33 protein-coding genes and 1 tRNA gene are annotated in these 24,442 nt (G+C 58.1%); 20 read left to right on the top strand and 14 right to left on the bottom strand.

Annotated elements, in window-relative coordinates:
- Positions 1 to 214 precede the first annotated feature (214 nt).
- Together SIB72_RS00885 and SIB72_RS00890 are read left to right on the top strand one after the other, a co-directional pair.
- Positions 215 to 529 (top strand): DUF3288 family protein, encoded by a 315-nt coding sequence (locus SIB72_RS00885; RefSeq protein ID WP_413745146.1) that lies wholly within the window; start codon positions 215 to 217, stop codon positions 527 to 529.
- A gap of 366 nt (positions 530 to 895) precedes the next feature.
- Positions 896 to 1,129, top strand: a complete 234-nt coding sequence (locus SIB72_RS00890) for a chlorophyll a/b-binding protein (RefSeq protein WP_413744316.1) — start codon at positions 896 to 898, stop codon at positions 1,127 to 1,129.
- Positions 1,130 to 1,288: 159 nt separating this feature from the next.
- On the opposite strand, the gene SIB72_RS00895 is transcribed toward SIB72_RS00890, so the two are convergent.
- Positions 1,289 to 1,633: a hypothetical protein gene (locus SIB72_RS00895; protein WP_413744317.1), complete on the bottom strand. Its 345-nt coding sequence runs from the start codon at positions 1,631 to 1,633 to the stop codon at positions 1,289 to 1,291.
- 258 nt (positions 1,634 to 1,891) lie between these two features.
- On the opposite strand from SIB72_RS00895, the gene SIB72_RS00900 reads away from it, so the two are divergent.
- Together SIB72_RS00900 and SIB72_RS00905 are read left to right on the top strand one after the other, a co-directional pair.
- The gene (locus SIB72_RS00900; protein WP_170953954.1) at positions 1,892 to 2,068 is read left to right on the top strand and encodes a hypothetical protein; all 177 of its coding nucleotides are present in this window, start codon (positions 1,892 to 1,894) and stop codon (positions 2,066 to 2,068) included.
- Positions 2,069 to 3,101: 1,033 nt separating this feature from the next.
- Positions 3,102 to 3,296: a hypothetical protein gene (locus SIB72_RS00905; protein WP_137007096.1), complete on the top strand. Its 195-nt coding sequence runs from the start codon at positions 3,102 to 3,104 to the stop codon at positions 3,294 to 3,296.
- Between the two features lie 117 nt (positions 3,297 to 3,413).
- On the opposite strand, the gene SIB72_RS00910 is transcribed toward SIB72_RS00905, so the two are convergent.
- A complete protein-coding gene (locus SIB72_RS00910) occupies positions 3,414 to 3,710 on the bottom strand; it encodes a hypothetical protein (RefSeq protein ID WP_413744318.1) in 297 nt (98 codons plus the stop codon).
- 435 nt (positions 3,711 to 4,145) lie between these two features.
- On the opposite strand from SIB72_RS00910, the gene SIB72_RS00915 reads away from it, so the two are divergent.
- The 3 genes from SIB72_RS00915 to SIB72_RS00925 all read left to right on the top strand — a co-directional run bounded on the left by SIB72_RS00915 (position 4,146) and on the right by SIB72_RS00925 (position 6,191).
- Positions 4,146 to 4,400 (top strand): DUF1311 domain-containing protein, encoded by a 255-nt coding sequence (locus SIB72_RS00915; RefSeq protein ID WP_137007094.1) that lies wholly within the window; start codon positions 4,146 to 4,148, stop codon positions 4,398 to 4,400.
- 691 nt (positions 4,401 to 5,091) lie between these two features.
- Positions 5,092 to 5,265: a hypothetical protein gene (locus SIB72_RS00920; protein ID WP_170953953.1), complete on the top strand. Its 174-nt coding sequence runs from the start codon at positions 5,092 to 5,094 to the stop codon at positions 5,263 to 5,265.
- 482 nt (positions 5,266 to 5,747) lie between these two features.
- Positions 5,748 to 6,191, top strand: coding sequence for a hypothetical protein (locus tag SIB72_RS00925; RefSeq protein WP_413744319.1), 444 nt, complete (start codon positions 5,748 to 5,750; stop codon positions 6,189 to 6,191).
- 45 nt (positions 6,192 to 6,236) lie between these two features.
- Here the strand turns inward: SIB72_RS00925 and SIB72_RS00930 are convergent, their stop codons facing one another.
- The 8 genes from SIB72_RS00930 to SIB72_RS00965 all read right to left on the bottom strand — a co-directional run bounded on the left by SIB72_RS00930 (position 6,237) and on the right by SIB72_RS00965 (position 10,516).
- Positions 6,237 to 6,497, bottom strand: coding sequence for a hypothetical protein (locus SIB72_RS00930; protein WP_170953952.1), 261 nt, complete (start codon positions 6,495 to 6,497; stop codon positions 6,237 to 6,239).
- 136 nt (positions 6,498 to 6,633) lie between these two features.
- Positions 6,634 to 6,795, bottom strand: a complete 162-nt coding sequence (locus SIB72_RS00935; RefSeq protein ID WP_170953951.1) for a hypothetical protein — start codon at positions 6,793 to 6,795, stop codon at positions 6,634 to 6,636.
- Positions 6,796 to 6,905: 110 nt separating this feature from the next.
- Positions 6,906 to 7,157: a hypothetical protein gene (locus SIB72_RS00940; RefSeq protein WP_413744320.1), complete on the bottom strand. Its 252-nt coding sequence runs from the start codon at positions 7,155 to 7,157 to the stop codon at positions 6,906 to 6,908.
- Positions 7,158 to 7,226: 69 nt separating this feature from the next.
- Positions 7,227 to 7,502: a lactate dehydrogenase gene (locus SIB72_RS00945; protein ID WP_413744321.1), complete on the bottom strand. Its 276-nt coding sequence runs from the start codon at positions 7,500 to 7,502 to the stop codon at positions 7,227 to 7,229.
- Positions 7,503 to 7,539: 37 nt separating this feature from the next.
- On the bottom strand, positions 7,540 to 7,869 hold the full coding sequence (locus tag SIB72_RS00950; RefSeq protein WP_244281675.1) for a hypothetical protein: 330 nt from the start codon (positions 7,867 to 7,869) through the stop codon (positions 7,540 to 7,542).
- A gap of 568 nt (positions 7,870 to 8,437) precedes the next feature.
- On the bottom strand, positions 8,438 to 9,346 hold the full coding sequence (gluQRS, locus tag SIB72_RS00955; protein ID WP_413744322.1) for a tRNA glutamyl-Q(34) synthetase GluQRS: 909 nt from the start codon (positions 9,344 to 9,346) through the stop codon (positions 8,438 to 8,440).
- Between the two features lie 81 nt (positions 9,347 to 9,427).
- A complete protein-coding gene (locus SIB72_RS00960) occupies positions 9,428 to 9,703 on the bottom strand; it encodes an HU family DNA-binding protein (RefSeq protein ID WP_006043393.1) in 276 nt (91 codons plus the stop codon).
- A gap of 132 nt (positions 9,704 to 9,835) precedes the next feature.
- The gene (locus tag SIB72_RS00965; protein WP_413744323.1) at positions 9,836 to 10,516 is read right to left on the bottom strand and encodes an MBL fold metallo-hydrolase; all 681 of its coding nucleotides are present in this window, start codon (positions 10,514 to 10,516) and stop codon (positions 9,836 to 9,838) included.
- Positions 10,517 to 10,634: 118 nt separating this feature from the next.
- Between SIB72_RS00965 and SIB72_RS00970 the strand changes: the two genes are divergently transcribed.
- Positions 10,635 to 12,668, top strand: coding sequence for a glycogen debranching protein (locus SIB72_RS00970; RefSeq protein ID WP_115121432.1), 2,034 nt, complete (start codon positions 10,635 to 10,637; stop codon positions 12,666 to 12,668).
- Positions 12,669 to 12,756: 88 nt separating this feature from the next.
- Here SIB72_RS00970 and SIB72_RS00975 read toward each other — a convergent pair.
- Positions 12,757 to 12,827 (bottom strand) — tRNA-Gly (locus SIB72_RS00975).
- A 130-nt stretch (positions 12,828 to 12,957) separates the two neighbouring features.
- Here SIB72_RS00975 and SIB72_RS00980 point away from each other — a divergent pair.
- From SIB72_RS00980 to plsY, 5 genes are read left to right on the top strand one after another with little or no spacing between them, the layout of a single operon-like run.
- Positions 12,958 to 14,274 carry an MFS transporter gene (locus SIB72_RS00980; protein WP_413745147.1) on the top strand — a complete coding sequence of 439 codons (1,317 nt, stop codon included), beginning with the start codon at positions 12,958 to 12,960 and terminating at the stop codon, positions 14,272 to 14,274.
- A gap of 16 nt (positions 14,275 to 14,290) precedes the next feature.
- On the top strand, positions 14,291 to 15,037 hold the full coding sequence (locus SIB72_RS00985; RefSeq protein ID WP_115121431.1) for an MlaE family ABC transporter permease: 747 nt from the start codon (positions 14,291 to 14,293) through the stop codon (positions 15,035 to 15,037).
- Positions 15,038 to 15,062: 25 nt separating this feature from the next.
- Positions 15,063 to 15,485 (top strand): DUF3119 family protein, encoded by a 423-nt coding sequence (locus SIB72_RS00990; protein WP_413744324.1) that lies wholly within the window; start codon positions 15,063 to 15,065, stop codon positions 15,483 to 15,485.
- Positions 15,486 to 15,493: 8 nt separating this feature from the next.
- Positions 15,494 to 16,594, top strand: a complete 1,101-nt coding sequence (locus SIB72_RS00995) for a DUF3086 domain-containing protein (RefSeq protein WP_413744325.1) — start codon at positions 15,494 to 15,496, stop codon at positions 16,592 to 16,594.
- Positions 16,594 to 17,193, top strand: a complete 600-nt coding sequence (gene plsY, locus SIB72_RS01000; protein WP_115121428.1) for a glycerol-3-phosphate 1-O-acyltransferase PlsY — start codon at positions 16,594 to 16,596, stop codon at positions 17,191 to 17,193. The genes SIB72_RS00995 and plsY overlap by 1 nt, the downstream gene beginning before the upstream one ends.
- Positions 17,194 to 17,405: 212 nt before the next feature.
- Here plsY and pyrF read toward each other — a convergent pair whose 3' ends face one another.
- Positions 17,406 to 18,137: an orotidine-5'-phosphate decarboxylase gene (pyrF, locus tag SIB72_RS01005; protein ID WP_413744326.1), complete on the bottom strand. Its 732-nt coding sequence runs from the start codon at positions 18,135 to 18,137 to the stop codon at positions 17,406 to 17,408.
- Positions 18,138 to 18,388: 251 nt separating this feature from the next.
- On the opposite strand from pyrF, the gene SIB72_RS01010 reads away from it, so the two are divergent.
- Both SIB72_RS01010 and SIB72_RS01015 read left to right on the top strand, forming a co-directional pair.
- Positions 18,389 to 18,610: an aldehyde dehydrogenase family protein gene (locus SIB72_RS01010; RefSeq protein WP_413744327.1), complete on the top strand. Its 222-nt coding sequence runs from the start codon at positions 18,389 to 18,391 to the stop codon at positions 18,608 to 18,610.
- Entirely contained in the window at positions 18,589 to 18,726 is a 138-nt protein-coding gene (locus tag SIB72_RS01015) for an aldehyde dehydrogenase family protein (protein ID WP_413744328.1), read from the top strand. Before SIB72_RS01010 ends, SIB72_RS01015 begins: the two co-directional genes overlap by 22 nt.
- Positions 18,727 to 18,732: 6 nt before the next feature.
- Here SIB72_RS01015 and tyrS read toward each other — a convergent pair whose 3' ends face one another.
- Positions 18,733 to 19,980 (bottom strand): tyrosine--tRNA ligase, encoded by a 1,248-nt coding sequence (tyrS, locus tag SIB72_RS01020; protein ID WP_413744329.1) that lies wholly within the window; start codon positions 19,978 to 19,980, stop codon positions 18,733 to 18,735.
- Positions 19,981 to 20,038: 58 nt separating this feature from the next.
- Positions 20,039 to 20,365 carry a DUF1825 family protein gene (locus tag SIB72_RS01025; protein WP_115019452.1) on the bottom strand — a complete coding sequence of 109 codons (327 nt, stop codon included), beginning with the start codon at positions 20,363 to 20,365 and terminating at the stop codon, positions 20,039 to 20,041.
- 116 nt (positions 20,366 to 20,481) lie between these two features.
- Here SIB72_RS01025 and SIB72_RS01030 point away from each other — a divergent pair, with 116 nt between their 5' ends.
- The 5 genes from SIB72_RS01030 (at position 20,482) to SIB72_RS01050 (ending at position 24,431) form a co-directional block, all read left to right on the top strand.
- A complete protein-coding gene (locus SIB72_RS01030; protein ID WP_413744330.1) occupies positions 20,482 to 21,246 on the top strand; it encodes a LuxR C-terminal-related transcriptional regulator in 765 nt (254 codons plus the stop codon).
- Between the two features lie 75 nt (positions 21,247 to 21,321).
- Positions 21,322 to 21,615 carry a hypothetical protein gene (locus SIB72_RS01035; RefSeq protein ID WP_413744331.1) on the top strand — a complete coding sequence of 98 codons (294 nt, stop codon included), beginning with the start codon at positions 21,322 to 21,324 and terminating at the stop codon, positions 21,613 to 21,615.
- Between the two features lie 47 nt (positions 21,616 to 21,662).
- Positions 21,663 to 22,244: a hypothetical protein gene (locus SIB72_RS01040; protein ID WP_115121441.1), complete on the top strand. Its 582-nt coding sequence runs from the start codon at positions 21,663 to 21,665 to the stop codon at positions 22,242 to 22,244.
- Between the two features lie 2 nt (positions 22,245 to 22,246).
- Positions 22,247 to 22,882: a GIY-YIG nuclease family protein gene (locus tag SIB72_RS01045; protein ID WP_413744332.1), complete on the top strand. Its 636-nt coding sequence runs from the start codon at positions 22,247 to 22,249 to the stop codon at positions 22,880 to 22,882.
- 61 nt (positions 22,883 to 22,943) lie between these two features.
- Positions 22,944 to 24,431: a leucyl aminopeptidase gene (locus SIB72_RS01050; protein WP_413744333.1), complete on the top strand. Its 1,488-nt coding sequence runs from the start codon at positions 22,944 to 22,946 to the stop codon at positions 24,429 to 24,431.
- Positions 24,432 to 24,442 lie beyond the last annotated feature (11 nt).

Consider the following 24,442-nt stretch of genomic DNA (forward strand, 5'->3'; position numbering starts at 1 on the left):
AACTAAAGCTCTTTAGCCGAGCGGTCGTGTTGCATAAGCACAACCAGTAGGTGCAGCCCAATTCTGCCAATCAAATCAATACCACTAAGCCCATCGTTCTTATGAGCAAAAAGGAATCCTCCAGCTCAATGATCCAGTGGCCGCATTCACACTTGCCCGGCAGCCTCCATCGCTGACAAGGCAACCAGATCGTTTCAATGCCACACTCTGGTACATGACTGAAGACAACGGGCAAACACACCCTCTCTACGCAACCGACCGTGAGGTTGTAGACAGCTTGCTGGGGCATGAAGGTGCACCAGGACCGGATCAACTCACCAGTGCTGCCAGGCTGTTGATGCGATATGACGGTTTCCCTGGGTCTCCCGACATCAAGGAAGACATCGAGCGAGCACTCAAAGGATGGGCTCTCGACCGCGATGGCCTAAATGCAAAATGCCGCGAGATCTGGGCACAAGGGTGGAGGCCTGGTCAGACGCTCGATGACACCGTCGGCTCAGGTGCCGATGTAGAAGACTCAGGTTCCTAAGCAAGGCAAGTCGATGCATCATGAGGGCCTTCCTTCCAACAAACAACCCAGCTCTCACTGTCTGCCAAGTCTGTTTCAGCGAGACGACCACGAGACGATAAGTTGACTCAACAGTTGCGAGCATCAAGCGCATTCAAAGGCTTGCCATCAAGGCTTCGCTCTGCAGGCAAGATCGCAACAGCAAGAAGATATTCATTGCACCATTGAATACATCAAACCCGACGAAGGCTGAGTCAGCAAAACTGTCGAGAGGTCAATCATGAGACCCAGAAGATGGGCCTGAAACCGAACCTCTACGTACGGTTGACCCTCTTTCGCAGTCTTCACGGCAGTCATAGACCAAACAGGTCCCTCTCGGAGACACCCATGACTGCAACCACATTCAACGCACCCACCGGCCTGGTCACCCATGATGCTGAAGGGCATGAGAATGTTTATGCCAAAGAGCCCCCTATCCAAATTGCTGAAGCGGATGCTGGCTGGGCCTTCCACCAGCGAGCCGAACAGCTGAACGGCAGATGCGCCATGCTTGGATTCATGGCCGCAATCGTGACAGAGCTGGCAACAGGCGAAGGACTACTTCACCTGATCGGGCTGTAATCCCAAGCAGACCATTCTAGGTGGTGGCCACTCCACCACCCCCGCCGAAGCCGAGAGCTCAAGCTGAATTGATATCTGTCTCTAATCTGCCAAAACCAGGTACTCACCCTCCCAGCCAAAAGCCCGCCCAGCCAACCGAGCTGAGCAGACTCGTCAGACTTAGACAAACTTACGGGGATAGGGAGTATTACCTGCGAGTTCCACGTTAATTTCCCGGCAAATATTCATGAAGGCACCGAGGCCAAAATCGGGGCCATGAGGTCCATCAATGAAATCCTGAAACTGCTCATCAGTGATTCCCTCCTGCACTTCCCAGATACAAAAAGCGGGGCCTTCCGGAGCAATGGGATTGAATGAATGATTAAAAAAACCAGCCTGCAGATTCCTCGATACGGCTTCATCCCAACCTCCACCTGGAGCCATCGCTTTCTGAGCAGCATCCCACCACTGCTGACTCTTACCAGCTCGAAACTCGTGCTGGACATGAAAGAAGCGGGAGGCCATGGAAAAGAAGCAAAGAAACACCAGAGCGAACTTAGCTCTAATTTCTTCACTGAGCACACACAACAGCTCCACTCCACTGCAAAACAACAAGACACTGTTTGCCTTCGATTCCTTAGGGATTTCACTCCGTCCCTTGCCAAGTGGAAACAGCAGTGTTTGAGCTGATCCTGTACAATCAAAGAATCGTTGGCCTGCAGTGTGCAGGTGCAGTTCGATTCAGGCCAAGCAACGGGGGCCTGAACGCTGTGGAGACGACTGATGTCCCCCCTCTCATTGATCCAGAAGCAGCTGCAACGTGAGCAATTACGTGATGCAGCGAAGCGGCACAACGCCATGCAGCCTGTCTCGGCCGACTACACCTCGGCCCACCAGGCGCCTCGCATCGGCTCGCCCACAAGGTCTTGCACCTACCGCGGAGTGACCTACACCCGCTAACGCGCTTGATCCAGCACCCTCCAAGATCTGGCCCCAATCCGGGGCCTTTGTCTTAGGAGGAACACCCATTGACCTCGCCACCATCCGGCGAGGTCATCGACACACCATTCCAGGCATCACCCGTCACAGACGCAGCATTCATCGATCAGCGAGCAAACAATCATTGCTGTAGCTTTTCTCTCCGCCTCGAACGACAGTGTTTTCAGCTCAAGGGGGGCGCCTCTTGGGTCTCTTCGGGAGTACAGGGAGAGGGGCTGCCAGCGTCTTCTCTCTGTACCTCTCCATCGGTGTTGGGCTGGTGAGGGCTTGGAAAGTGATTCACCAGCACAACCACTGAACAGAATTCCCCAACAGATCAATCAAGATCGAGGCCAAAGGCAATAAGGACGGCCCTGAAGCAAACAATCAAGCTCTACCAATCCGGCTGAACCCGAACTCGCCCAGAGGAATTGGGCGTTGCATCAACTGAATCAAGGGCAGCAGCATCCGTAACATGCGGACAGCAGCTCTCGGCACCCGGCTGCGGATCATTCTCTTAAGAGCACCGCCACACAATCGATGAAAGTAATGGGGACTCGGAAGAGACGCTGAGTCGATCCGGTCAGCAGAGAAGGGTTCCGTTTCTCCCTTTTCTGCTTTCCCCGGGCAATGGGGTTGTCCTGGTGCTCCACGGGAGGAGTCACCAGCGCAACTTCCAGATGTGCACCTTGCCGCAAAGAGCCTCCTCGGCTTGAGGGAATGTGTGTTATGGGCACAACCTTGACCTGTTCAACACGAGGGGACGAAAGGCCTGAACAAGTTGAGTGAATGGAGTGAGTACTCAACCCGAAGGCGGCACAAGGCTTCGGCATCTCCAACGCCAATCGGTAGCAAGCTGACCAATCGCTTCCATGAACACCTCAATCCAAAGACTGTCGCTTTGGCTTCAGACGTTCGGCTTGCAGCCTGAAGAGCGGTGCTCAATATCATTTGCCACACAGCAGCCTGGCCTCGTGGGTTATGCCTGTGCGGTGTAGTGCAGTAAGAGGCACCCGTGACAGAGCCAAAAATTCTCAAGAGGTTGCAACTTTTGGATTACATCAATAGCTCCGGAGATGAGCTAGTTGGTCTTTCTGTGGAAATGGCCGAAGACCCCAAAGGCGGGGTGCAAGTACGAGTCCTGATGGATGCCAATGTCGTCAGTGGCGTCAGCGTGTTCCCGCTGCAACAGGGTGACAACTGTGCTTGACCAGATCACATCCCGGCGACCTTAAGGGGGCGCAGGGATGCAAAATCTCTGCACGAGAAGGGCTCAGAGGTGTTCCGTCAGACCCGATCACATTGATCTCTCAAACCCATCCAGGCTTCAAGCCAGCATTTCAGCTGTGGCTTGCCGAAAATCAAATCCAGGATTGGGGATGGGTGATGACTTTCGGGGTGAAATAGCTGTGAATTCAAGCAAAGAGAAAACAACATCACGAGCCAGCCGCCCACTCCCATCAGCCAATGCATAAGCCACACCGATCACACAGGTCGGCTCTCCTGATCTTGCTTGCCAAAGGCCACCATTCCTGAATAGTTTAATTTCAGGAAAATGCTTCGAGCTGTCACGAGGGGTGATGGCTCTTTTTTTTGAGCGTTCTTCCCAGCTCAGGCTGGCCACAGACACTGCAGCTCCGATCGGAAGCGACAGCCTGGCTTGGATGAACAACCATCCATTCAGAGCCCATCAAACACGAGCAAGCTTGAGATCAGGTGGTTGTGCTGGTGAAATCCATCCCTAGTCCTCACCAGCTCAACCCCGTTACCCGGGGAAAGTAGAGAAGGGGCGCGGTTCCCCTCCTCTACTCACCGGATCAACTCAAATGCCGTCAGCCACCTGAGTCGACCTCACTCTCAGGCTTAGACCGCTGCCAGTACCTGAGGAATGATGCTCTGCCATGTGCTGAGAGATGCCACTCCCATGTTTCAGATGCTGCGCACAAATCAGGCCATCAGCGCGAGCTCATGCGGGGAGAGGTCCATTGAGCATGCATCGAGGAAACGAGCTGCGAACCAGGCAACAGGCACGACTCAGCGCACTCATCAGTGCCCAGGCATGGCCACGATCGAAATGCAAGCCTGCGCTGCCGAGCAGCGGAATCAATCCCTGAAAGCGCTGAAACATAAACTGCCGACACCCGATCTGGCGCAGTGGGAAGCGATCACCTCGAAGGTTTGCAAACAAGCTTTCACACCATCTAAAAATGGTTCGATCTACTCCCAGCTGGTAGTTGTCTGCACAGATCAATTCAATCGATCCTCACTCGATCAGTTCACGCCACTGGGAGATTCATCGCCAACACCCCCCTGATTAGGAAGAAGGTGATCGCCTCCCATCACCACAACCAAGTTTCAGATTTTGCACGATCAAGGCCTACGCTGACACAACCATGCTGCCAGCAGCATCAAGCAACAAAAAACCTGAATGAATGTGTGCTAATAGGACACAAGGAATAAATGCATCAAAACTTGCCAATACAAGAGTGTGGCTGACAGATTTCTTCGTTAATCAAGGGGTTCGCCTGGATCAAAGCCCTGGCTCCAGAGCAAAATGGGGGCTAATACCTATCGCGCAAAGCAAGGTGGACTTCTTAGAACAACAGTGATCCAGGCATCCCAATGAAACTCGACAGTTCCAACGCGCAACCGATGGGAAGCCTTGTCCATGATGGGAGTCATGCCCCCTTCCATGCCTTGGCTTGTCCACTGAATCCACGAACCATTCGCATCGGCAAGAAAAAGTAAGTGTCTCCACAAACACCCGCAGCGCCTTGATCCAAGCAGGAGTCACTGGGATGACTGAAGTGTTACAACCCACAGACGGGATGACTCTCCAGTGACTCTCCACAGGCCGACAGCCCTGGACAGGAAGACGGGGAGCCTGCCAACAACTCCGCGTCCATCGAGAACTGAAACAGGCTGCTAGCTGATCAAAGCTTCTCCTCGCCCCCGCGAAGTCTCCGCGAAGATGCTGAGCCAAGACCGATTACCGCCAAAGGAGCATGGATCATTGGGACCCCGAACCGCGATGGGTGGTGATGGCACCAACGGACACGGAAGGAATCTACCGAGAAGTGGCGATGTTTGCCTCTGAGGAGGATGCAATCGAGTTCTGCGATCAGGAAGGTGAGCCTGAGTGGCAGGTCTTGGATGCAAGCGACATGGATGTTGAGTAGCTGCAGAGTGACACGGTTTCAATTGGCCTGAAGAGGAAATCGATCAACCCTCCACTTCACTGACTGGCCTATTTTTCCCTAAGGGATTTTGCATGGCTTTCAGAGATTAAGAATCAAACTCCCCGGCATTCGCTCAATGTCAGATCATCCCAATGAACTGCATTGAATAGCAGCTATCACGACCTTGGAGTCATCTCGACCAAGGCATGAGGTCGATGAAAGCAATGAGTCCGCCAGGAAGCTGAGTGGCTTGTTGCGCGCGTTGCCCCCCTCACTCCGATGCACACACCATCTACCGCATTCGATGTGCGACCTGATGGCTTGGCTCAAGCGTGCCTGTGGCCTTGTTCGCAAGCACCAAAACTCTTGTGAACCCTATTGCCAACAAGCTGGATCTAGAAACACAACCCTTCCAGAGCGGACAAGAGACGTTCAGACGTTGCAGCACTCAATCCCAGCGGACAGCGGGCTCGTACGCTGCTATGACGATTCAAATCCAGCCTGAAGAAAGCGCGGCCACGATGTCTTCGAATACAATCTCCCAGCTGATTGCGCTCATGGTTTTGTTCATGGCCGCGACGGGCCCAGGCTTCGCCAACATCAAGGATGAGTTTGAAAGATCTCAAGCTTGCTCGTATTTCGATGCAGAGTTTGTGAGCGATGTCGGAGTCTTCGACGATATCAAGGTTCGATTCTGCATCAGTGATGACAAAACCGAAGTCATCTATGTTTTAGACAATGGCACATCTTGGGTTGTGCCATTCGAGCGAGAATATAGAGAAAATGGTGTACTTAGCCTGAACACTCTGGAAGATGGGGAGCTGATCCGGTATCAAAAGAGCAAAGGCGTCGTGAAGCGCAAAGTGCTCGGCCGAAAACGTTCATTCCAGGCCGATCAAACGATCGAGGATTTCACCCGAAATTGATCAAGTTTTGACATCGCCTCTCCCTGCCCCCATCCAGAACCCCGATCAAGTGGGTTCGGTGGGGAACAACTTCCATTCACTATCTTCTGGGATCACGGGTGGTTGATTGAGATCCTGAGGCTCCTCAAACACCACACGCCAATCCGGACAGCGACAAGGCACGTAATCACTGTGCTCAATCCTGATTCCACCGAGAACAGAGGGAGCTCCATACCAGCCCCCCCGCCAATGGGACGGCTCATTCAAGCCTCCCTTGAACCAAACCCAGCAACGGGCATTCGGTTGCGTTGTGGACTTAGCAGCCATGGATCAGTTGTTCAGGCTCCGTTTGTAGCACCACAGCTAGCGGGGAGAGAACCGTGCTTGCCCTAGGCAATGTTTCAACGACCGTTGATCCAGACCATGATCTTGACCAAAGACAGCCGGCAGCAACGGCTTCGGATTAGGCGTTGTGTTCAGCTTCGTCGTAACCGTCATCGACCACATCATTGAAACGGGCAACACCAGCCTCCTTAAACGTGAAGACTCGATGGGGCTTCTCCGCTCTCTCCTTGGTGTCGCACCAGCCCTCGCGATAGTCCTGATCATCGTTCCAATCGACCACAATGACCCATCGATCCTCAGAGACAACCTAACGCTCGTAAGACATCGAAGGGAATTGAGACCATCGATAGCGGAGATGGAGATCAATCGCTGCTGCCCCAACAGTGACGATCACTTGATCAGATTCATACCCAAGAATCCCTTGCCAAGCCCCCAACTAGGCCGTTTGTCCTGGAGGAAGGTGATGGCCACCTCCACATCCAACAGTCCCGCTTGATCCAACACCTCAAGAGGTACTTTTCCCACACTGCTGCGTTCGTAATTGCAGTGGATATCGTCTTTGCGAGCCCCAAGGAAACTCACCACTTCCTGGAGCAAGAAATCCCTCCACTCATCCTTCTGCAGCTGCGAAACAGCCATCATTCCCATCTCCAAGGAGCCTGGTCAACGCTAATGGGGCTCGAGCAATCCTCTGAAACTCAGTTCCAGAGTTCACGTCTGGTTGCCCCCGAGCATGTCTTCATATCCCTCATAAGGATCGTATTCAGCCCAACCTGGACTGGCCTGATCCATCAGACCGTATTCCCCATCAATCATGTTCATACGGGTGTTGCCATAGGGAACGGTGTTGCAGGTGATGCCGCCGCCAGAAATCGGCTGACAATCATCGAAACGAACCTGGGCCCCAACCGGCCCGATCCCGCCGACCAACGCGATCAGCACACCAGCCGTCCAAGGAAGGACAGGGGACGTCTTTACTGCTCCCATGCTGCTGCTCCTGACCGTGAGATGCCTCGCGCTCAAGCTAGAGACCTCTGCAGCGTTGACGCACCGCATTGAGAGTTTCATAAGCAAGCTTGCCCCTCCCGGCCTGCAGCTGCACCATCACCACCTCGGCCTGCACTCCCAGCACCATGCTCTGGCAGGGGTAGCGATCTTGGTCAGCGGCTCGCTGCTGCAGAGCCTCAGATTGCAAGAGCGCTTGCTCACAGGCGCTCGGCCTCTGGGTTGAGAAGCAGTCCTGAACCAGGGGAATCAGACGCCCAACGCTACTGGCCAAAACAGGGGCTAGCGGCACGAAAGCAGCCATGGGCAAAAACAGAGCAACGGCAGAACTCACTGCTGCCAAACGCATGACTCAGGATCAAAGAACAACATGGTCATCACCAACCCAAGCATCGTGCTTGAAAGCCGACCAGAAAAGCGACAATTCGACGCGACAGAGAACCTGAGCAATCGCGTCCGCGGCCGAAATGAGCTGGTCCACTGTTGACAATCTCCGTCAAGTGGAGTGGTGAGAGACCAACATCAGCGCTCAGCTGAGATGATGCACTGGCTTTGTTTGTTTGCGGATGTACACCGACTGGACCGCTGTCGCCTTGCTGCTGTTCACCACCGTGCCCCTGCTGGCGGTGGTTGTCACCGCAGTCTTTTTCATCTGGCAGCAAAGGAAGAAGCAGCTGCGCTGACCTGAACGGCCCGATCCGGATCGGATCTTGGCGTTTCCGGCTCTGGACTCACAGAGCCGGAAACAAGAATCACACCCTGTCCCAGACAGTCCTGACAGGTGCGGAAACGTTGATCAGCAACCCGCTGAATACCGCTCCCGCCGCAACGTGGACAGATCATCGGCCCTGCCTCAAACTCCCCATCGCCAGTGTGGGGCGTCTAAACGGCAGCAATCCCGAAGTTTTTACAAAGAATCAGACCTCGAGCACAGCCTCGAGGCCTTCTGGATTGCTTCGCACACTCTCCAAAAGCTCCTGAAGCGACAGCACTGTGGATTGAGGAACAAGATCCAGTTGCTCTGCGAGGAGACCAATCACCTGCTCTGCGCGAGCCCCTCTCTCCCGCCATGCCGCCAGGCCTTCACTGGCTTCTCGCTTCGACAGTTTCTCGCCTGAGCCATCCAAAAGCAGGGGAACATGGCAATAGCGCGGTGCCCCCTGATCCAAGGCGGCCATCACCGCCATCTGGGCCGCTCGCGCTGGAGCCAGATCGGCCCCTCGCACCACCTCAGTGATCCCGCAGACCAATTCATCCACAGCCGTCGCGAGGTGATAAGCGATGAATCCATCTGCTCGGCGCACCACCACATCCCCGCAGGTCTGAGAGGCAGCAGCCGCAACTCGCAATCTCCACGCAGGTAATCGCTGCTTTTCCCAGCCCCAACCATGGGTCTTGTCGCGGCAGGTGCCTGGATAAATCCGACTCGCAGCGAGCTCACGCCGGCTGCAGCGACAAGGGAAGAGGTCTCCTTGACGACGCAAGTGGGATAGCACTCCGCTGTAGATCCCTCGCCGATGGCTCTGAAACAGCACTGGTCCATCCCAGTCGAGACCCAGCCAGCGCAGATCTTCCAAAACAGAGGCGATGGAACCTGATCGAATCCGTGGAGTATCGAGATCATCGATTCGCAACAGCCAGCGACCGCCAGCCCGCCTGGCCACCAACCAAGACATCAAGGCTGTGCGCAGATTGCCAAGATGCAGTGGCCCGGAAGGGGTGGGTGCAAAACGGCCCCTGTAGCCCTGCCGCCGAAGATCATCACCCAGAGCAAATCGCTTCTGGAGATGATCAGGCAAGCCATTAGGAGCTGAGAAGCGGCGCATGAGCCTGGCAAAAGAAAAGGTGGCCCAAACGGACCACCCAGTAGCTACCGCCGTTGAGAGGCGGAGCAATGATCATCTGAATCAGCCCTGGACGCGATCCTTGAACATCTTGCCGGCTGTGAAAGCAGGCACGCGTTTCGCGGGGATCTTGATCTTTTCGCCGGTCTTGGGGTTCAGGCCCTGACGAGCAGAGCGCTCGCGAGGCTCAAACGAACCGAAGCCAAGGATCGACACCTTTTTGCCTTCAACGACGGAATCGATGATGGTCTCAATGGCGGCATCCACCACTAGGGAGACATCGGTCTTGGTGAGCTCAGTGCGAGCAGCGACGAGATTGACGAGGTCAGCTTTGTTCATGGAAAGGGAGTGAGTTGCGGAAGCGGCTGATTGACGATGCGGAGGTCGACATCCGCTAGGGCTTCCCTGAGCGCGCCAATCGTATGGAGGCTGAGCCGTTGGGGCAAGCGAAATGTCTGATGCAGCAATGCTTTACGTCGGAGTCTCCTGATGGGGTGCTTGATGAAAGCCATCAGCCCATGCGCTCCAAGGCGCCAAGCGCTCACCACGAAGCGCGCCAAGCCCTGCCCCAGAAGCCAGTGATGGCAATGGATCTGAGCAAACCCAATCACGTAGACGTTCCAGGCTGCGCTGCTGGCGAGGCCAGTGAAATGTGCGTCGATGCTGCAATCCGGCCAGAACCCCTACTGCCACAGGCACCAGCAGACGTCCGCAGAACAACACGTTCCAAGGGGCCGGTGCATGCACCACACAGCTGCCCGGAGTGGGCCCTGGCGTCCAGAGCAGACGAAGGCCAGAGGCCGTGCGGTGGGTCTGTGCAAATGTTTCCAAGGGATCAACCCCAGGCAGCAAATAGGCCTCCTGCTCCTGCACCAGCACTGGCCAGCCCAGGCGTTCCTGCAAGCGCCGCACCCGGCCATGCCCTTCCCTGTTCGTGAGCAACAGCCTGGGGATCCTTCCAGCGGCAAGCCTCTCCAGCGCTTGAAGCGTCGCCTCAGTCAGGGGAGGGCAATCGATCAGAACCGGTTCCGGTACACAGTCAAGCCACCAAGAGGACCCTCCAAGGCAGTCGCGGTTTGGCGGAAACAGCCAAAGATCCTCTCGAATCTGTTGAGGCGGTCGGCCTTGCTCCAAAGAAGAAGTCAGTGTCATGACATGGTCACTGGGGCCGCAACCTTCAGTGTGGGCACCCCTCTAGCTTGTGGACAGTTCGTCCTGCGTTCCGCGGGCAGGATCATTGGCCACGATCCACCGCGGTACCCCCTGGCCGATGGGCAGTTCGATCACGCCAAGGGGCGTGAACTTCTCACTGGCCGCACCGACCGCCAACCGGGTGGAGCTGCTGCTCTTCACCGATGCTGATGCTGCTCAAGCTGAGCGGATTATCGAGCTTGACAGCAACCATCGTTCTGGTGACTACTGGCACGTGGAGGTGGAAGGACTCGAAGCCGGATGTTGCTATGGCTATCGCGTGTTTGGCCCCCTACAGCCAGGGGGGCATGGATTTCTGCCCGCAAAGGTCCTGCTCGACCCCTGTGCCCGAGCGATCGCCGGATGGAACGTGTACCGGCGTGGTGCAGCCACAGGCGCCTCCCCTAATACGGATGCCTGCCTAAAGGCTGTGGTGTGCGAACGCGACAGGTTCGATTTTGACGCCCACCCCCGGCCCCGCCACAGCTGGACCAGCAGCGTCATCTACGAACTGCATGTGGGAAGCTTCACGCGCCGGGACGACTCAGGCGTTGAGCCCTCACAGAGGGGCACCCTGCGCGGGCTGATCACCAAGCTCCCCTACCTAGCGAATCTGGGGGTCACAGCGATCGAACTCCTGCCGATCCAGGCCTTTGATCTCCAGGACGCGCCACCAGGCCGAGACAACGTTTGGGGCTATAGCCCCCTGAGCTGGTTTGCACCACATCAAGGTTTCATCGAAGGCGATGATCCGCTCTCGGCCCGGCTCCAGGTACGCGAACTGGTAGCCGCCTGCCATGACGCCGGCATTGAAGTGCTACTTGACGTCGTCTACAACCACACCACCGAAGGCAACCATCAAGGCCCGACCTTGAGCTGGCGCGGAATTGCCGACAAGCTGTACTACCACCAAAGCGCCAAAGGCGACTATCAGGATGTCAGCGGCTGTGGCAACAGCATTGCCGCCAATCGCCCCTTGGTGAGACAGCTCATCCTTGAATCAATGCGTTGCTGGGCCCTTGAGCTAGGCATCGATGGATTCCGATTCGATCTGGGCATTGCCCTCAGCCGCGGCGAGAACCTCAAACCACTCGATCGTCCGCCTCTGTTTGAAGCCATTGATGCCGATCCGCACCTGAGCGACTTGAAGCTCGTGAGCGAACCCTGGGACTGCGGCGGGCTTTATCGCCTCAGTGATTTTCCTGCCAAACGGATCGGAGCCTGGAACGGCCGTTTTCGAGACGACCTGCGCGGCTTCTGGAAAGGCGATGAGAACAGCACTTGGAAGCTGGGTCAGCGCCTGCGCGGCAGCCCAGATCTCAACGACGGTAAGCCGCTCAAACTTGATCGCTCTGTGAATTTCATCACCGCCCACGACGGCTTCACCCTGGCAGACCTGGTCAGCTTCAACCGAAAACACAACCTGGCCAATGGCGAAGACAACCGCGACGGAGAGAACCACAACAGCAGCTGGAACCATGGAGTAGAGGGGCCCTGCACCGACCTGGCCGTTCAGGCCCTGCGCCGTCGGCAGCAACGCAACCTGCTCACAAGCCTGCTGCTCAGCCGTGGCGTCCCGATGCTCCTGATGGGCGACGAAGTGGGACGCAGCCAAGGCGGCAACAACAACACCTGGTGCCAGGACAGCCCACTGAGTTGGATGACCTGGCGGCAGGATCAATGTGATCAAGACCTGTTCTGCTTCCTTCAGCGGCTGCTGCACGCGAGACGGGAACTGACAGACCTCCTCAACTCAGAAACAGCCATCAGCGAAATTGCGCCGAAGTGCGGAGAGGAACCAGATCGACTCTGGCGCCAGTGGCATGGGGTGGAACTGCAAAAACCCGACTGGGCCAGCTGGTCACACTGCCTGGCCACGAGCCTTCATCAAGGCGAACGGGGCGCGGTGCTGTGGGTGGGCTTCAACAGCTATTTCAAGGCCATGCATTTCGACCTGCCACCAGCCGCCTCAGCCTGGCATCGCCTGATCGACACTGCCCTTCCCCCAGGTCAAGACCTACCCGAACACCCTGAACCTTGGAGCCCGAACAGCGTGCCCCTCGAAAGCCGCAGCATGGTGGTGATGGTGGCAAAGGAATGGCTGCCCAACTGATCGGCACTTGGCCGGATGCCAGTGTTCATTGCCAATCAGGCAGTTCGGCACCCGATCCAAGGCGCAATCTTTAAAAGGAGCCTTTGGAAGCGGGCGGCGGGAATCGAACCCGCATCATCAGCTTGGAAGGCTGAGGTTTTACCACTAAACTACGCCCGCACTGGTACAAACCAACTGGTCAGAAGTTGACCCGGTTGACTCAATACCAAAGCATTATGACCATGCGCCGTCCACTGTTCGCCGCTTGACCCGCTCTGACACGCTTTCCGGAGGCAGTCGCCGCCGTCTGATGGTGGCCTACGGCCTCGGCGATGCCGGCACAGGGCTTGCCGCCACCGTGCTTGGCTTCTATCTCTTTCCGTTCTTCACTTGTGCTGCTGGGCTACCAGCCTTGATCGCTGGCTCTCTGTTCACGGTGATCAAGGTCTGGGATGCGATCAACGATCCGCTGATTGGCTGGATGAGTGATCACACCCGCAGCCGTTGGGGTCCTCGTTTGCCCTGGATGCTCGGAGCAGCATTGCCGCTCGGCATCAGCCTTGCAGCGATGTGGTGGGTACCGGAAGGAAGCGTCAGCGAGCGCACCATCTACTACGTGGTGATGGCGATCCTGCTCATGACCACTTACACCAGTGTCAACCTGCCCTATGCAGCGCTGTCCACTGAGTTAACACCCGATACAGCGATCCGCACCCGGCTCAATGCAGCCCGTTTCACCGGCTCGATCATTGCCGGCCTCAGCGGACTCATCGTCGGTGCCGTGGTGCTCAGCAATGGCTCTGAGGGTTACCTGGTCATGGGGCGCATCACCGGATCAGTAGCCGCCACCGCCACCCTGGCCTGCTGCTGGGGCCTTGCCCCCTTCGCCAAACGAGCCCAGCGACCAAGCGGCGATAGCGAACCAGTCCTGCAACAACTGGGGCGAATTCGCTCCAATCCCCGCTTCCTCATGGTGCTCGGGCTCTACCTACTGCTCTGGTTTGCCCTTCAACTGATGCAAGTGGTGGCCCTGATGTGGCTGGTACAGGTGATTCACGTACCGTCCGGAATCGCCACCTGGATTCTGCTTCCCTTCCAGATCAGTGCCCTAGTAGGTCTTCAGGTCTGGAGCCTGGTCTCGAACCGTCGCGGCCGCTTGGTCGCCCTGCGATGGGGAGGTGGGATCTGGATTGCCGCCTGTCTGCTTTCGATGCTGTTTTCGCCTTTGGCCGCCGGCATCAGCGGCCTTGGTCTGGCCCCACTGATCGGATTGATCATGCTGGTGGGCTTCGGCGCCTCGACGGCCTACCTGATCCCCTGGTCGCTTCTGCCCGACGCCATCGATGCCGACCCTTCACACCCTGCCGGCATGTACACCGCTTGGATGGTGCTGGTCCAAAAGCTGATCATCGGTCTAAGTATGTCGTTGTTCGGCGGACTTCTCGCCCTGACTGGCTACATCTCCAGCCAGGAATGCAACAGTGCCCTCACGTTCATCGAACAACCAGAGACAGCCCTGCTTGCCATCCGTCTCTGCATGGGCTTGATTCCAGCTGTAATGGTGGCTCTTGGCCTCGTCCTGATGCGACGCTGGCCTGACAGAGGCGCCCACCTCCAGTACCCGTGACACGCGGCCACCACCGATGAGAGCCCCCCGCTGGTTACGACGCTTGGGCAGCAGCTTGCTGATCGGTGGTCAGGCCGTTTCCGCCACCGCTCGCGGCCGGATCAACACAATCGACCTGTTTGATCAGCTGATGGAGGCCGGTCCTGGCAGCTTTTTAATCGTGCTGATCACTGGAGTGGCCGCAGGCTCGGTCTTCAATATTCAGGTCGCCGCCGAACTCAGCAGCATGGGGGCAGGCTCGACCGTGGGTGGTGTGCTGGCGATCGGCCTGGCGCGGGAGATCGCACCCCTGCTCACCGCCACGCTGCTCACCGGAAAAGTAGCCACCGCCTACGCAGCCCAGCTCGGCACGATGAAGGTGACCGAACAGATCGATGCGATCACCATGTTGCGGACCGACCCAGTGGAATACCTGGTGGTTCCCCGCTTGATCGCCATGGTGGTGATGGCCCCCGTGCAGTGTCTGCTGTTCTTCGCGGTTGCTGTCTGGAGCGGCCAAGTCACCAGCACAGAGTTTTACAGCATTCCTCCGGAAGTGTTCTGGAACTCGGTGCGCACTTGGCTGCAGCCAGATGACCTCCCTTTCATGCTGATCAAAGCTGTTGTATTCGGCCTGCAAATCGCTGTGCTGTCTTGTGGCTGGGGCCTCACGACGTCTGGTGGACCGAAGGAAGTCGGCACCAGCACCACTGGCTCAGTGGTGATGATCCTCGTCACCGTGGCCCTGATGGATGTGCTGCTCACCCAACTCCTTTTCGGTTGACGCGAACGCGTCATTTGTCTGATCCATGCCCAACCCAAGCCCCGACCAAACCAGCGGCGTGAGCATTGCTCCGAGCCCGCGTCTACCGCTACTCATTCTGCTGCTCGGTCCAGGCCTACTACCCCTGCCGCTCCACCCCTGGCCCACCCTGATCAACAGCCTGATTGGCCTGGCCCTGCTTGTGCAGAGCTACAGCCTGCGCCTGGAATTTCAAGACAGTGCTCTGATCGTGTGGCGGGGTGAACAGCAACTTCGCCACTTCCCATATGAAGACTGGATCAGCTGGCGAGTGTTCTGGCCGGGATTCCCCACCGTTCTTTATTTCCGGGAATCCAAAAGCCCACATCTGATCCCAGTGATCTTTAACGCCGAGCAACTACAGGAGCAATTACGCACGCGAGTTGGCAATCTGGAACACAACGCCCCCCCAAGCAGCGATCCGTCCTGAACCGTTCCATGGCTGACGAACTCCAGAGCAAGGGCATCGGCGACAGCAACGACGCCGCGCCGGGCAACACCTCCGAAACAGCTGCAGCTGAGAGCACTGCAGCTGAAAACACCGCCGATGAAAGCACCGCCGCTGAAAGCACTGCCGCTGAATCTGCTCGATCAGAGAGCAGCAAAGACGCCGGTTCCAATCCAGCATCCCCTTCCTCGGGAGGGTCGAGTCCGACGGTTCCAGAACCCGAATCCCCTAGTTGGCAGACGCTCGCCACCGCAGAGCTCGTCGAGCGACGCGACACGCTCCAGAAAGAGATCCAGGAATTAAGCGAACGCAAGCAGCAGTTAGAGCAAGACCTGCGCCAGTCCTTCGCTGGACAGTCGGATGCAATCGCACGACGGGTGAAAGGGTTCCAGGAGTATCTGGGCGGTGCCCTTCAGGACTTGGCCCAATCGGTGGAAAGTCTGGAGCTGGTCGTGCAACCGATGGTGGTACAGCCGTCCCCTCTCGATCATCAGAACAGCAACAGCAATGAACCATCTGTTGAGAACGTTCCAACCCCAGCCATTGCCGACACGTTCAAACCCGATGAAGAGCTGATCCGTGCAAGCCTGCAGGGCTTCCTTGAGCAGCCTGACTTCTACGCAGGTCCCTGGAAACTTCGGCGCAGCCTCGATGGCAGCGATGTGGCCCTACTCGAAGACTGGTTCTTCAACCAGGGAGGCCGAGGTGCCCAAGCCAGCAGAGGCAGTCGTCCCCGCAATGTTCTTTTGGCCTCCGGTCTGATCGCGATCATCGGTGAGCTCTATGGCGATCAGTTTCAGACCCTGGTCCTGGCTGGACAGCCAGAACGACTCGGGGACTGGCGACGTGGTCTGCAGGATTGCCTCGGGCTCGGCCGCGAGGACTTCGGTCCTAACAGTGGCATCGTGCTGTTCGATCGCGCTGATGCCCTGGTGGAACGGGCCGATCGCCTGGAAGAACGCGGTGAGGTGCCCCTGATCCTGATCGATGCCGCAGAACGCGCTGTGGACATCCCTGTGCTTCAGTTCCCCCTCTGGCTGGCCTTCGCTGCCCAGCCAGAGGAATTACTCATCGACGACGACCTGCTCTGATGGCCCTCCTCTCCCTGCTTCTGGGCTACCTGCTTGGCTCCATTCCCAGCGGCTATCTGGCCGGACGCTGGTGCAAGGGTCTGGACCTACGTGAACTGGGCTCCGGCTCCACGGGTGCCACCAATGTGCTTCGCCAGGTCGGTAAAGGTCCTGCCCTGGTGGTGTTTGTGATTGATGTGGGCAAAGGCGCCGCCGCTGTGGTTCTGGCGAGCGCGATCACCCAAGGCCATACGTTTGGCGACTGGGTGGAGGTGATGGCGGGGCTGACGGCACTAACAGGTCATATCTGGCCGGTGTGGCTTGGCTTCAAAGGTGGCAAGGCAGTGGCCACAGGCTTCGGGATGTTCCTTGGACTGGCCTGGCCAGTAGGCCTGGCCTGTTTCGGGGTCTTCCTTGCGACCTTGTCGCTTTCCAGGATGGTGTCGCTCTCCAGTGTGGTCGGAGCCATCAGTCTGCCGCTACTGATGGCGGCCGGTGATGGCAGCAACGCTGATCTAACGGTGGCACTTCTGGCGATGGCCCTGGTGATCTGGCGTCACCGCAGCAACCTGCAGCGAATCATGGCTGGCACCGAGCCACGCCTGGGCCAGAAAGACTGACGCTCGAGAGGAGGGCCTGCTGCGCGCAAACCGCAGCAGCGATACCACCGGTCCACGCGGTTGACAGCCAAGATCTTGGGATTGCCGTCCTCACCAATGAGCGTGACAACCCCGTGATTGATCCTGAGATCTCGCAAGCTCCAGAGAGTTTGACCAGGTCACGGATCGGCAGCGAACACCACTGGCTAACGGCTCGGCTGCCGAGGGAAGGCTCAGGCCGCCAGTTCCTGGCAGCAATGCGCGAATGCTGCGTTGGGATCGGCCGCCTTGGTGATCGGCCGGCCAATCACCAGCTGGGAGGATCCCGCAGCCATTGCCTCGGCAGGCCCCATCACCCGGGCCTGATCACCGGAGACGCTGCCCGCTGGACGGATCCCAGGCGTGACCAACGCAAATGGCTCAGCGTGCGCGGCACGCAAGCTGGCCACCTCCAGAGGGGAGCACACACAACCGCCGATACCGGCTGCCTCTGCGAGCTGAGCCAAGGACGACACACGCTCATCCATGCACTGGGTCAGAGCGAGTTCTCGTTGCATTCGCCACTCCTCCCAACTGGTGAGCACCGTCACTGCAAGCAGCGTTGGCTTTCGCCGACCGGCACTTTCAGCACCCTCTGACACCGCATCCTGCGCGGCTTGCAAGGCCACACTGCCAGCGCAGGCATGCACAGTGATCAACTCCGCTCCAAGCGCGGAGGCGCGTCGACAGGCACCGGCCATCGTTGCCGGGATGTCGTGGAACTTCAGATCCAAGAACACCCGCAGCCCTTGGTCGCACAACTGTGTCACCACCTCCGGCCCCGCCTGTACAAACAGCTCCAGACCTACCTTCACCCAGCGCAGCCCTTTCACCTGCCGACTCAAGGCGGTGGCCTGCTCGAGGCTCATGCCATCAAGGGCAACAATGATCCGATCGGCAGGATCAGCGGAGAGCAACGGGACCAAGGCAACGCAGCGATCTCACCCCATCCTGAAGGGTTCCCGTCAGACCACTAGTGCCCTGCCTTCGTTGATCGCAAGTGCCCCAGAGAATGCGACAGAACCTCGACCGCTCCAGGACTCTGCAGCAACCCTCACTCCAACAGGTGAACAGATGGAACATCGATCGACTCGCGATCCCATCAATCACAGGACAAAGCCAGCATTAACAATGAGCCGCAAGATCCAAGAGCAAAGGGTCTTGGCATCCGGCAACTGTGCCTGGAAATGTTCAATCAGTCACCCCATCATTCGGGGATAAAGTGTTCGAACCGGTGGTGAGTCTGAGACGAGATCAGAGCGAAGAGCAGGCAGCCACCCTGGCAAGCGAGAGTCGCTTTAGCCTCGGCGCAGCCATCGTCACAGCGAACATTCGCAAGGCTCGCAACCTTGCAGAACAGAGAATTAAACTGGATCAATGGCAATCAATACTTTCGTGAGAAGGAATCCACCTATTCCCTTCGGTGGCTGCGAAGAGAGTGGCTTCGGACGTGAACTAGGAAAACTAGGCATTCACGAATTCACGAATCACAAAAGCATTGTGTTTCCAACTTAAGCCTCGTTACCCAACCAAACGCCGGAACGTTTTCTTGCCGAGCTGCAACACCTTTCCTTCCAGCTCAGCGGCAGAAGCGAACTCTTGATTGGGGTCAGTGAGCTTCTCGCCCTCCAGGCGCGCGGCACCGCCTTTGATCTGGCGTCGGGCCTCGCTGCTACTGGCACAAATGCCCACAGCACTCAGCAAATAAAATGCTTTAGCGGGGAAATTCACCTCCGCCAACGACGCCTCAGGGACATCAGCACCGGCATCGCCGCCGCCACCCACCAGAGTGGCTGCATCCGCCTGAGCCTTCAGGGCAACCGCTTGGCCATAGCGACTGGCAGTCACGGCCAGAGCCATCACCTTTTGCTTCTCGCGCGGATTCTCCGGCAACGTCTCCAGATCCAGGTCCGTCAACAAGGTCACGTAGTCGTTGATGGCGGCATCGCCAACCTTCTCAAGCTTGGAATACATCGAGAGCGGGTCTTCTTCAAGACCGACCGTGTTGGCGAGGCTCTTGCTCATCTTCTGCACCCCATCAAGGCCGACGAGAATCGGAAGCAACATTCCGAACTGAGTGCGCTGATCGAAATGGCGCTGCAGATCACGCCCCATCGCCACATTGAATTTCTGATCGGTTCCTCCCAGCTCCACATCGGCATCAACCGCCACTGAGTCGTAACCCTGCAACAACGGATAGAGGAACTCATGCAGCGCAATCGGTGACCCGCTGCCATAGCGCTTCGAGAAGTCGTCTTTCGCCAACATCTGACCCACGGTGGCCGTACCCAGAAGAGCAATCACCTGAGGGAGGTCCAGCTCCTCCAGCCATTCACTGTTCCGACGGACTTCCAACCGTCCAGGGGTTTCAAAATCCAAGAGTGCACTGTCCTTGGGCTGCCCCTGACCAAGCTGCTTGAGATAGGTGGTGGCGTTCGCTTCCACCTGCTCCTTGGTGAGCTGAACTCGAGTGGTGCTTTTGCCGGTGGGATCTCCGATCCGCGCCGTGAAATCGCCGATGATCAGAACTGCCGTATGACCAGCATCCTGGAAGGCCCTCAACTTGCGGAACAGGATGCTGTGGCCGAGATGAATGTCGCTACCTGTGGGATCGATGCCCAACTTGATGCGCAACGGCCGATTGTGCTGCTCAGCATCCGCCAACCTGGCGGCTAAAGCCTGATCGGCATCAGCAGGGTCGCCTGTAGGGAACAGATCCGCCATGCCGCGGACCAGCCAGCTCGGCAGGGAATGCGGCGAAGACGACATAGGGGCCGGATCAGCGACGTGCAGTGCGGATCGTACGGGGGCCGCCGTCAGTCTTGGTTCAGGAAGGCGTTTGATCCAGCTGGCTCTTCATGCGCTCCAGCGTCTGATTCATCTGCTCAAACATCTGTTCAGGCGTGATCCCGAACTGGCCCAGCTGAGTGCGTAATTGCTCAACGGTGAGCTTGGCCTGGAAATCTTCCGACAGTTCGAAGCGCTTCATGAACACGCGGTAACGACTCATGAGCTCCTCCATGGTGTGGATGAACTTCTTTTTGCCCTCACGATCGAACTTGCCGTAGTCGGACCCGAGCTGCATCAGCTGCTGATAGTCGCTGAACAAGCGCTTGGCTTCCTCCTGGACGATTTCAGACTCAAAGAAAGCCATCGGTGCTCATGCGGCTTGAACAAATTCTGACCAATTCGACCGATCCTTAACAGTGCGGATCCACGCCCTCCCATCGCAGCCAAGATGCAGGGGGCCGTTCAATTGCTTGCGGTGCCGTGGACTTCACCAGCCAAATCCCACTGCTGCAGGAACGTCGTCGTCAAGGCCATGGTCTGCTGCGCAGAAGCCGCACCCTGATCGGCAGTCGAGATCGCGTCTTGCTGGCGTCTCTAGTGGGATGGATGGAGGGGGTGTCTCCCTTGGTGGGAGCAGCCACCACTGAAACTGAACTGCTGCTTCACGTCCGCCAGCACCATCCAGACCTTCTCATCTGCACCGACGGCCTGGAACAGGGTTCAGGTGTCAGCCTTCTGCGTCAAGCGCGTCATGAGCACCCCGCGATCAAGACCCTGCTGCTGGTGCAACGACCTCTCGTCCGCACAATCCTTGATGCCATTGACAGCGGCTGCGACGGTATCTGCGCCGCCGAACTCACCGGCAACGGTTCAGTGCACGCAGCACTCAACGCCATGGAAAGCGACAACCAATACATCGACCGTGTGGCAGCAGGCGTCCTCAGTCATGGCCGACTACGACGGAGCGCCAGCGGAGCCCCCCCAGGCTCCGCCACAGAACAGGCCATCGCAACCGGGCTGGCCGCCCTCAGCCTGCGTGAGGAAGACGTGCTCCATGGCCTCTGCAAGGGAATGACCAATCAAGACATTGCTGACGCGCTCACGGTCTCAATCGACACCGTGAAAAGCCATGTGAGCAGCGTGCTGCGCAAGTTGGATGTGAACGATCGCACCCAGGCCGTCGTGATGGCATTCCAGACAGGCCTGGTTGATCTACCCAGCAGTCCTCCTGCCTGGACCAACTGAGAGAGTGGCGCCTACGCGGGGGTTCGGCAATCAATGGTGGCTTTCGCAAGGGTGATGCAGAGCAGGCTCCCAGTGATGCTCGCTTCCCTGATCGTGATCAGCAGCGGCCCCAGCACAGCCCAGGGCGATCCCGATCCCAGCACGGTGCTGGTCACCGTGGCCCAAGCCAATGCCATCTGCCTAATCGAAACCGAGACCCTCCCCGCCGAGCAAGCCATGGCGATCGCCAAAGCCTTTCTCACCCAGCAAGGGATCACAGCCACCCGCAGCAATGCAGTGCAGCGCAACCAAGACTTCAACACCTTGATGCTGACTTATATCCAGCAGCGCGGCGGCTGCGAGCAGCTGGTCCAAGAGCTCAAACAGTGACGCCTGCCGGCTGCAGTCGTTAATGTCAGCCCACCCACATGAGCGTGATGGCCCGCGGTCACTGGTTGGATCCACTGGCCCGGAAAGTCCTCCAGGCAGTCGGAGAGTTACCACCCGACCCTCCGAATCAGGGGGCGAGCCCCAGCCCGGCACCGGTGACGCCATCGGTTCCGAGCTGGGTGATTGATGTGAATCGAGCCACCGCGGAGCATTGGCGGCAGCTACCTGGATGCAGTGAGGAGATGATCGATCTCTTGCTACGGCTCCAGCGGGGCGGCGTTCAGTTCAGCCAAGCCGACGATCTCTTTCAGTTGCTCGACCTGCCCGCCCATAAGGCTGAAGAGTGGCGACCCCATCTGATTTTTCACTGGTATGGCGATGCACCACCCCTCCCAGAGACCACCAACCTCGATCTGAATGCTGCCTCCGCCCAGGAACTCGAACAAAGCCTCGATTGGCCTGAACAACGCCTCACCCTGTTACTGAAGGAACGCATTCGCCGGCCTTTTCACAACCTGGCCGATCTACAAGAGCGGCTTTGCCTTCCCCCAGAAACCGTTGAACAACTGCTAGGCAAAGTGCGGTTTGGCGACCGCCGCCCGGGTCCAAGCTTGCCTCCACGGCACTAAGCATGTCCGCACGCCAAGGTGATCTCTTTAGCGGAAGCGACGCCGCTGATCCGACGAATGATGGACCCGGCCGCAAGGCGCAGCTCCCAGATCAACTGATCATCAGTGCCGTGGTTCTGCGCGACTGGCAGACGCGAATCCATCGACATCAGGCCCCCCTATTTGAACCCGGTCAAGCCAGAGCCGAGCAAGCGAGGCTTGTAGGGCTTTCGCACAAGACCAGCCGCGAACACAGCGCCTCTGATGACCCGCTCAGGCGCTTGAAGCCCCTGGTTTTGCGGCCCTTGCCCCTGAGCTTCTGGCGCTGGCCCAATAGCCCCCATCAGGGGGCGGCGATCTATTTAGTGATGGACCGACCCGCTCACCTATCGACGCCGATCCTGCTTTATGTGGGGGAGACCATCGCCGCTGACCGTCGATGGAAAGGCGAACACGACTGCAAGGCCTACCTGTCCGCCTATGGCGAAGCTCTCAGCAGCGCCGGCCTCAGCTCCAGCCCCAGTATTCGCTTCTGGGGGGATGTCCCTAAGGCCACCATGGCCAGGCGAAGACTGGAACAGCAACTGATCCAGACGTGGCTGCCACCCTTCAACAAGGAGACCCGCGAACGTTGGGCTACGCCCTTCAATGCCGACTGACTTGAATGCCGACTGATGCGTTGTTCGCTCCGTAGCATCAGGGCCAAGACAATCCGATGTGATGCAGTTTTCCCATTCGCCAGCAACGTTGCAGACGTGGACAGGAAGCGTGTTGGCCGTGGGCGTGTTGGAAGGCGATCCCCAGGGTGTCGTGGCCCAGCTAGAAACCCGCTTTGAACGGAAGATCACCCCCTGGCTGGAGCAACGCAAATTCAGGGGTAAGACCGGTGAGGTCGCCAGCCTTCAGCTGCTCACCTCAGGCCTCTCAAGCCTTGTGATCGTGGGGGTAGGAGCCGCTGATGGCGTGAGCCTGCCTGTTCTGCGCCTTGCAGCCGCTAGTGCCACCAAGGCAAGCCTTGGCAATGGGGACAGCCTTGGCATGCTCCTGCCCTGGGGTGAGCTTGGAGTCGAGGGTGCCACCGCCGTGGCAGAGGCCGTACGCCTTGCCTCGTTCAAAGATCAGCGCTTCCGCAGTGAACAGGAATCCCAAGAACTGCCCGAACGTGTGGAGCTGCTTGGCGCACTGCCGGCCGAGACCAACTCGGCATTAGCCACCGTGGCACCCGTCTGCGCTGGCGTGGAACTCGCCAGGGAGCTCGTGGCCGCCCCACCCAACAAGCTGACGCCAGAAGTGATGGCGGCCACTGCATCAACCATGGCCCGAGAGCATGGTCTTGAACTCCAGGTGCTGGAGCGCAGTGACTGCGAAGCTCTCAACATGGGTGCGTATCTGGCCGTCAGCCAGGGCTCGGACCTCGCCCCCAAGTTCATCCATCTCACCTACCGCGGAGAAGGGCCAATCCAGCGGCGGCTGGTCCTGGTAGGCAAGGGGCTCACCTTCGATTCAGGCGGCTACAACCTCAAGGTGGGTGCTGCCCAGATCCACATGATGAAGTACGACATGGGAGGCAGCGCCGCCGTGTTGGGGGCCATGCGCAGCATTGCCGAGCTGAAGCCCAAGGGCGTGGAGGTGCACATGATTGTGGCCTCCTGCGAAAACATGGTGAATGGATCCGCCGTTCACCCCGGAGACATTGTCACCGCCTCCAACGGCACCACAATCGAGATCAACAACACCGACGCGGAAGGGCGCTTAACCCTGGCTGATGCCCTCGTCTACGCCAGCAAACTCAAACCAGACGCAATCGTCGATCTCGCCACTCTCACCGGTGCCTGTGTGATCGCGCTCGGCGAAGAAATCGCGGGTTTATGGAGCCCTGACGACCAGCTGGCAACAGACCTCTGCAACGCTGCCGAACAGGCTGGAGAAGGCCTCTGGCGGATGCCCCTACAGAGCAGTTATCGCGAAGGGCTCAAATCGCTGCTGGCGGATCTCAAGAACACAGGGCCACGCCCCGGAGGCTCGATCACCGCTGCGCTGTTCTTGAAGGAGTTTGTCGATGCAGGTCTCCCCTGGGCCCATCTCGACATCGCGGGCACAGTCTGGAGCGACAAGGGACGTGGCTTTGACCCAGCCGGTGCAACTGGTTACGGGGTGCGGACGCTGGTGAATTGGATTGTGAGCAACGCCACAACCACCGCCAACTAAATTTCAGCAAC

This window comes from Synechococcus sp. MIT S9451 (assembly GCF_047304725.1).
Lineage (GTDB): Bacteria > Cyanobacteriota > Cyanobacteriia > PCC-6307 > Cyanobiaceae > Synechococcus_C.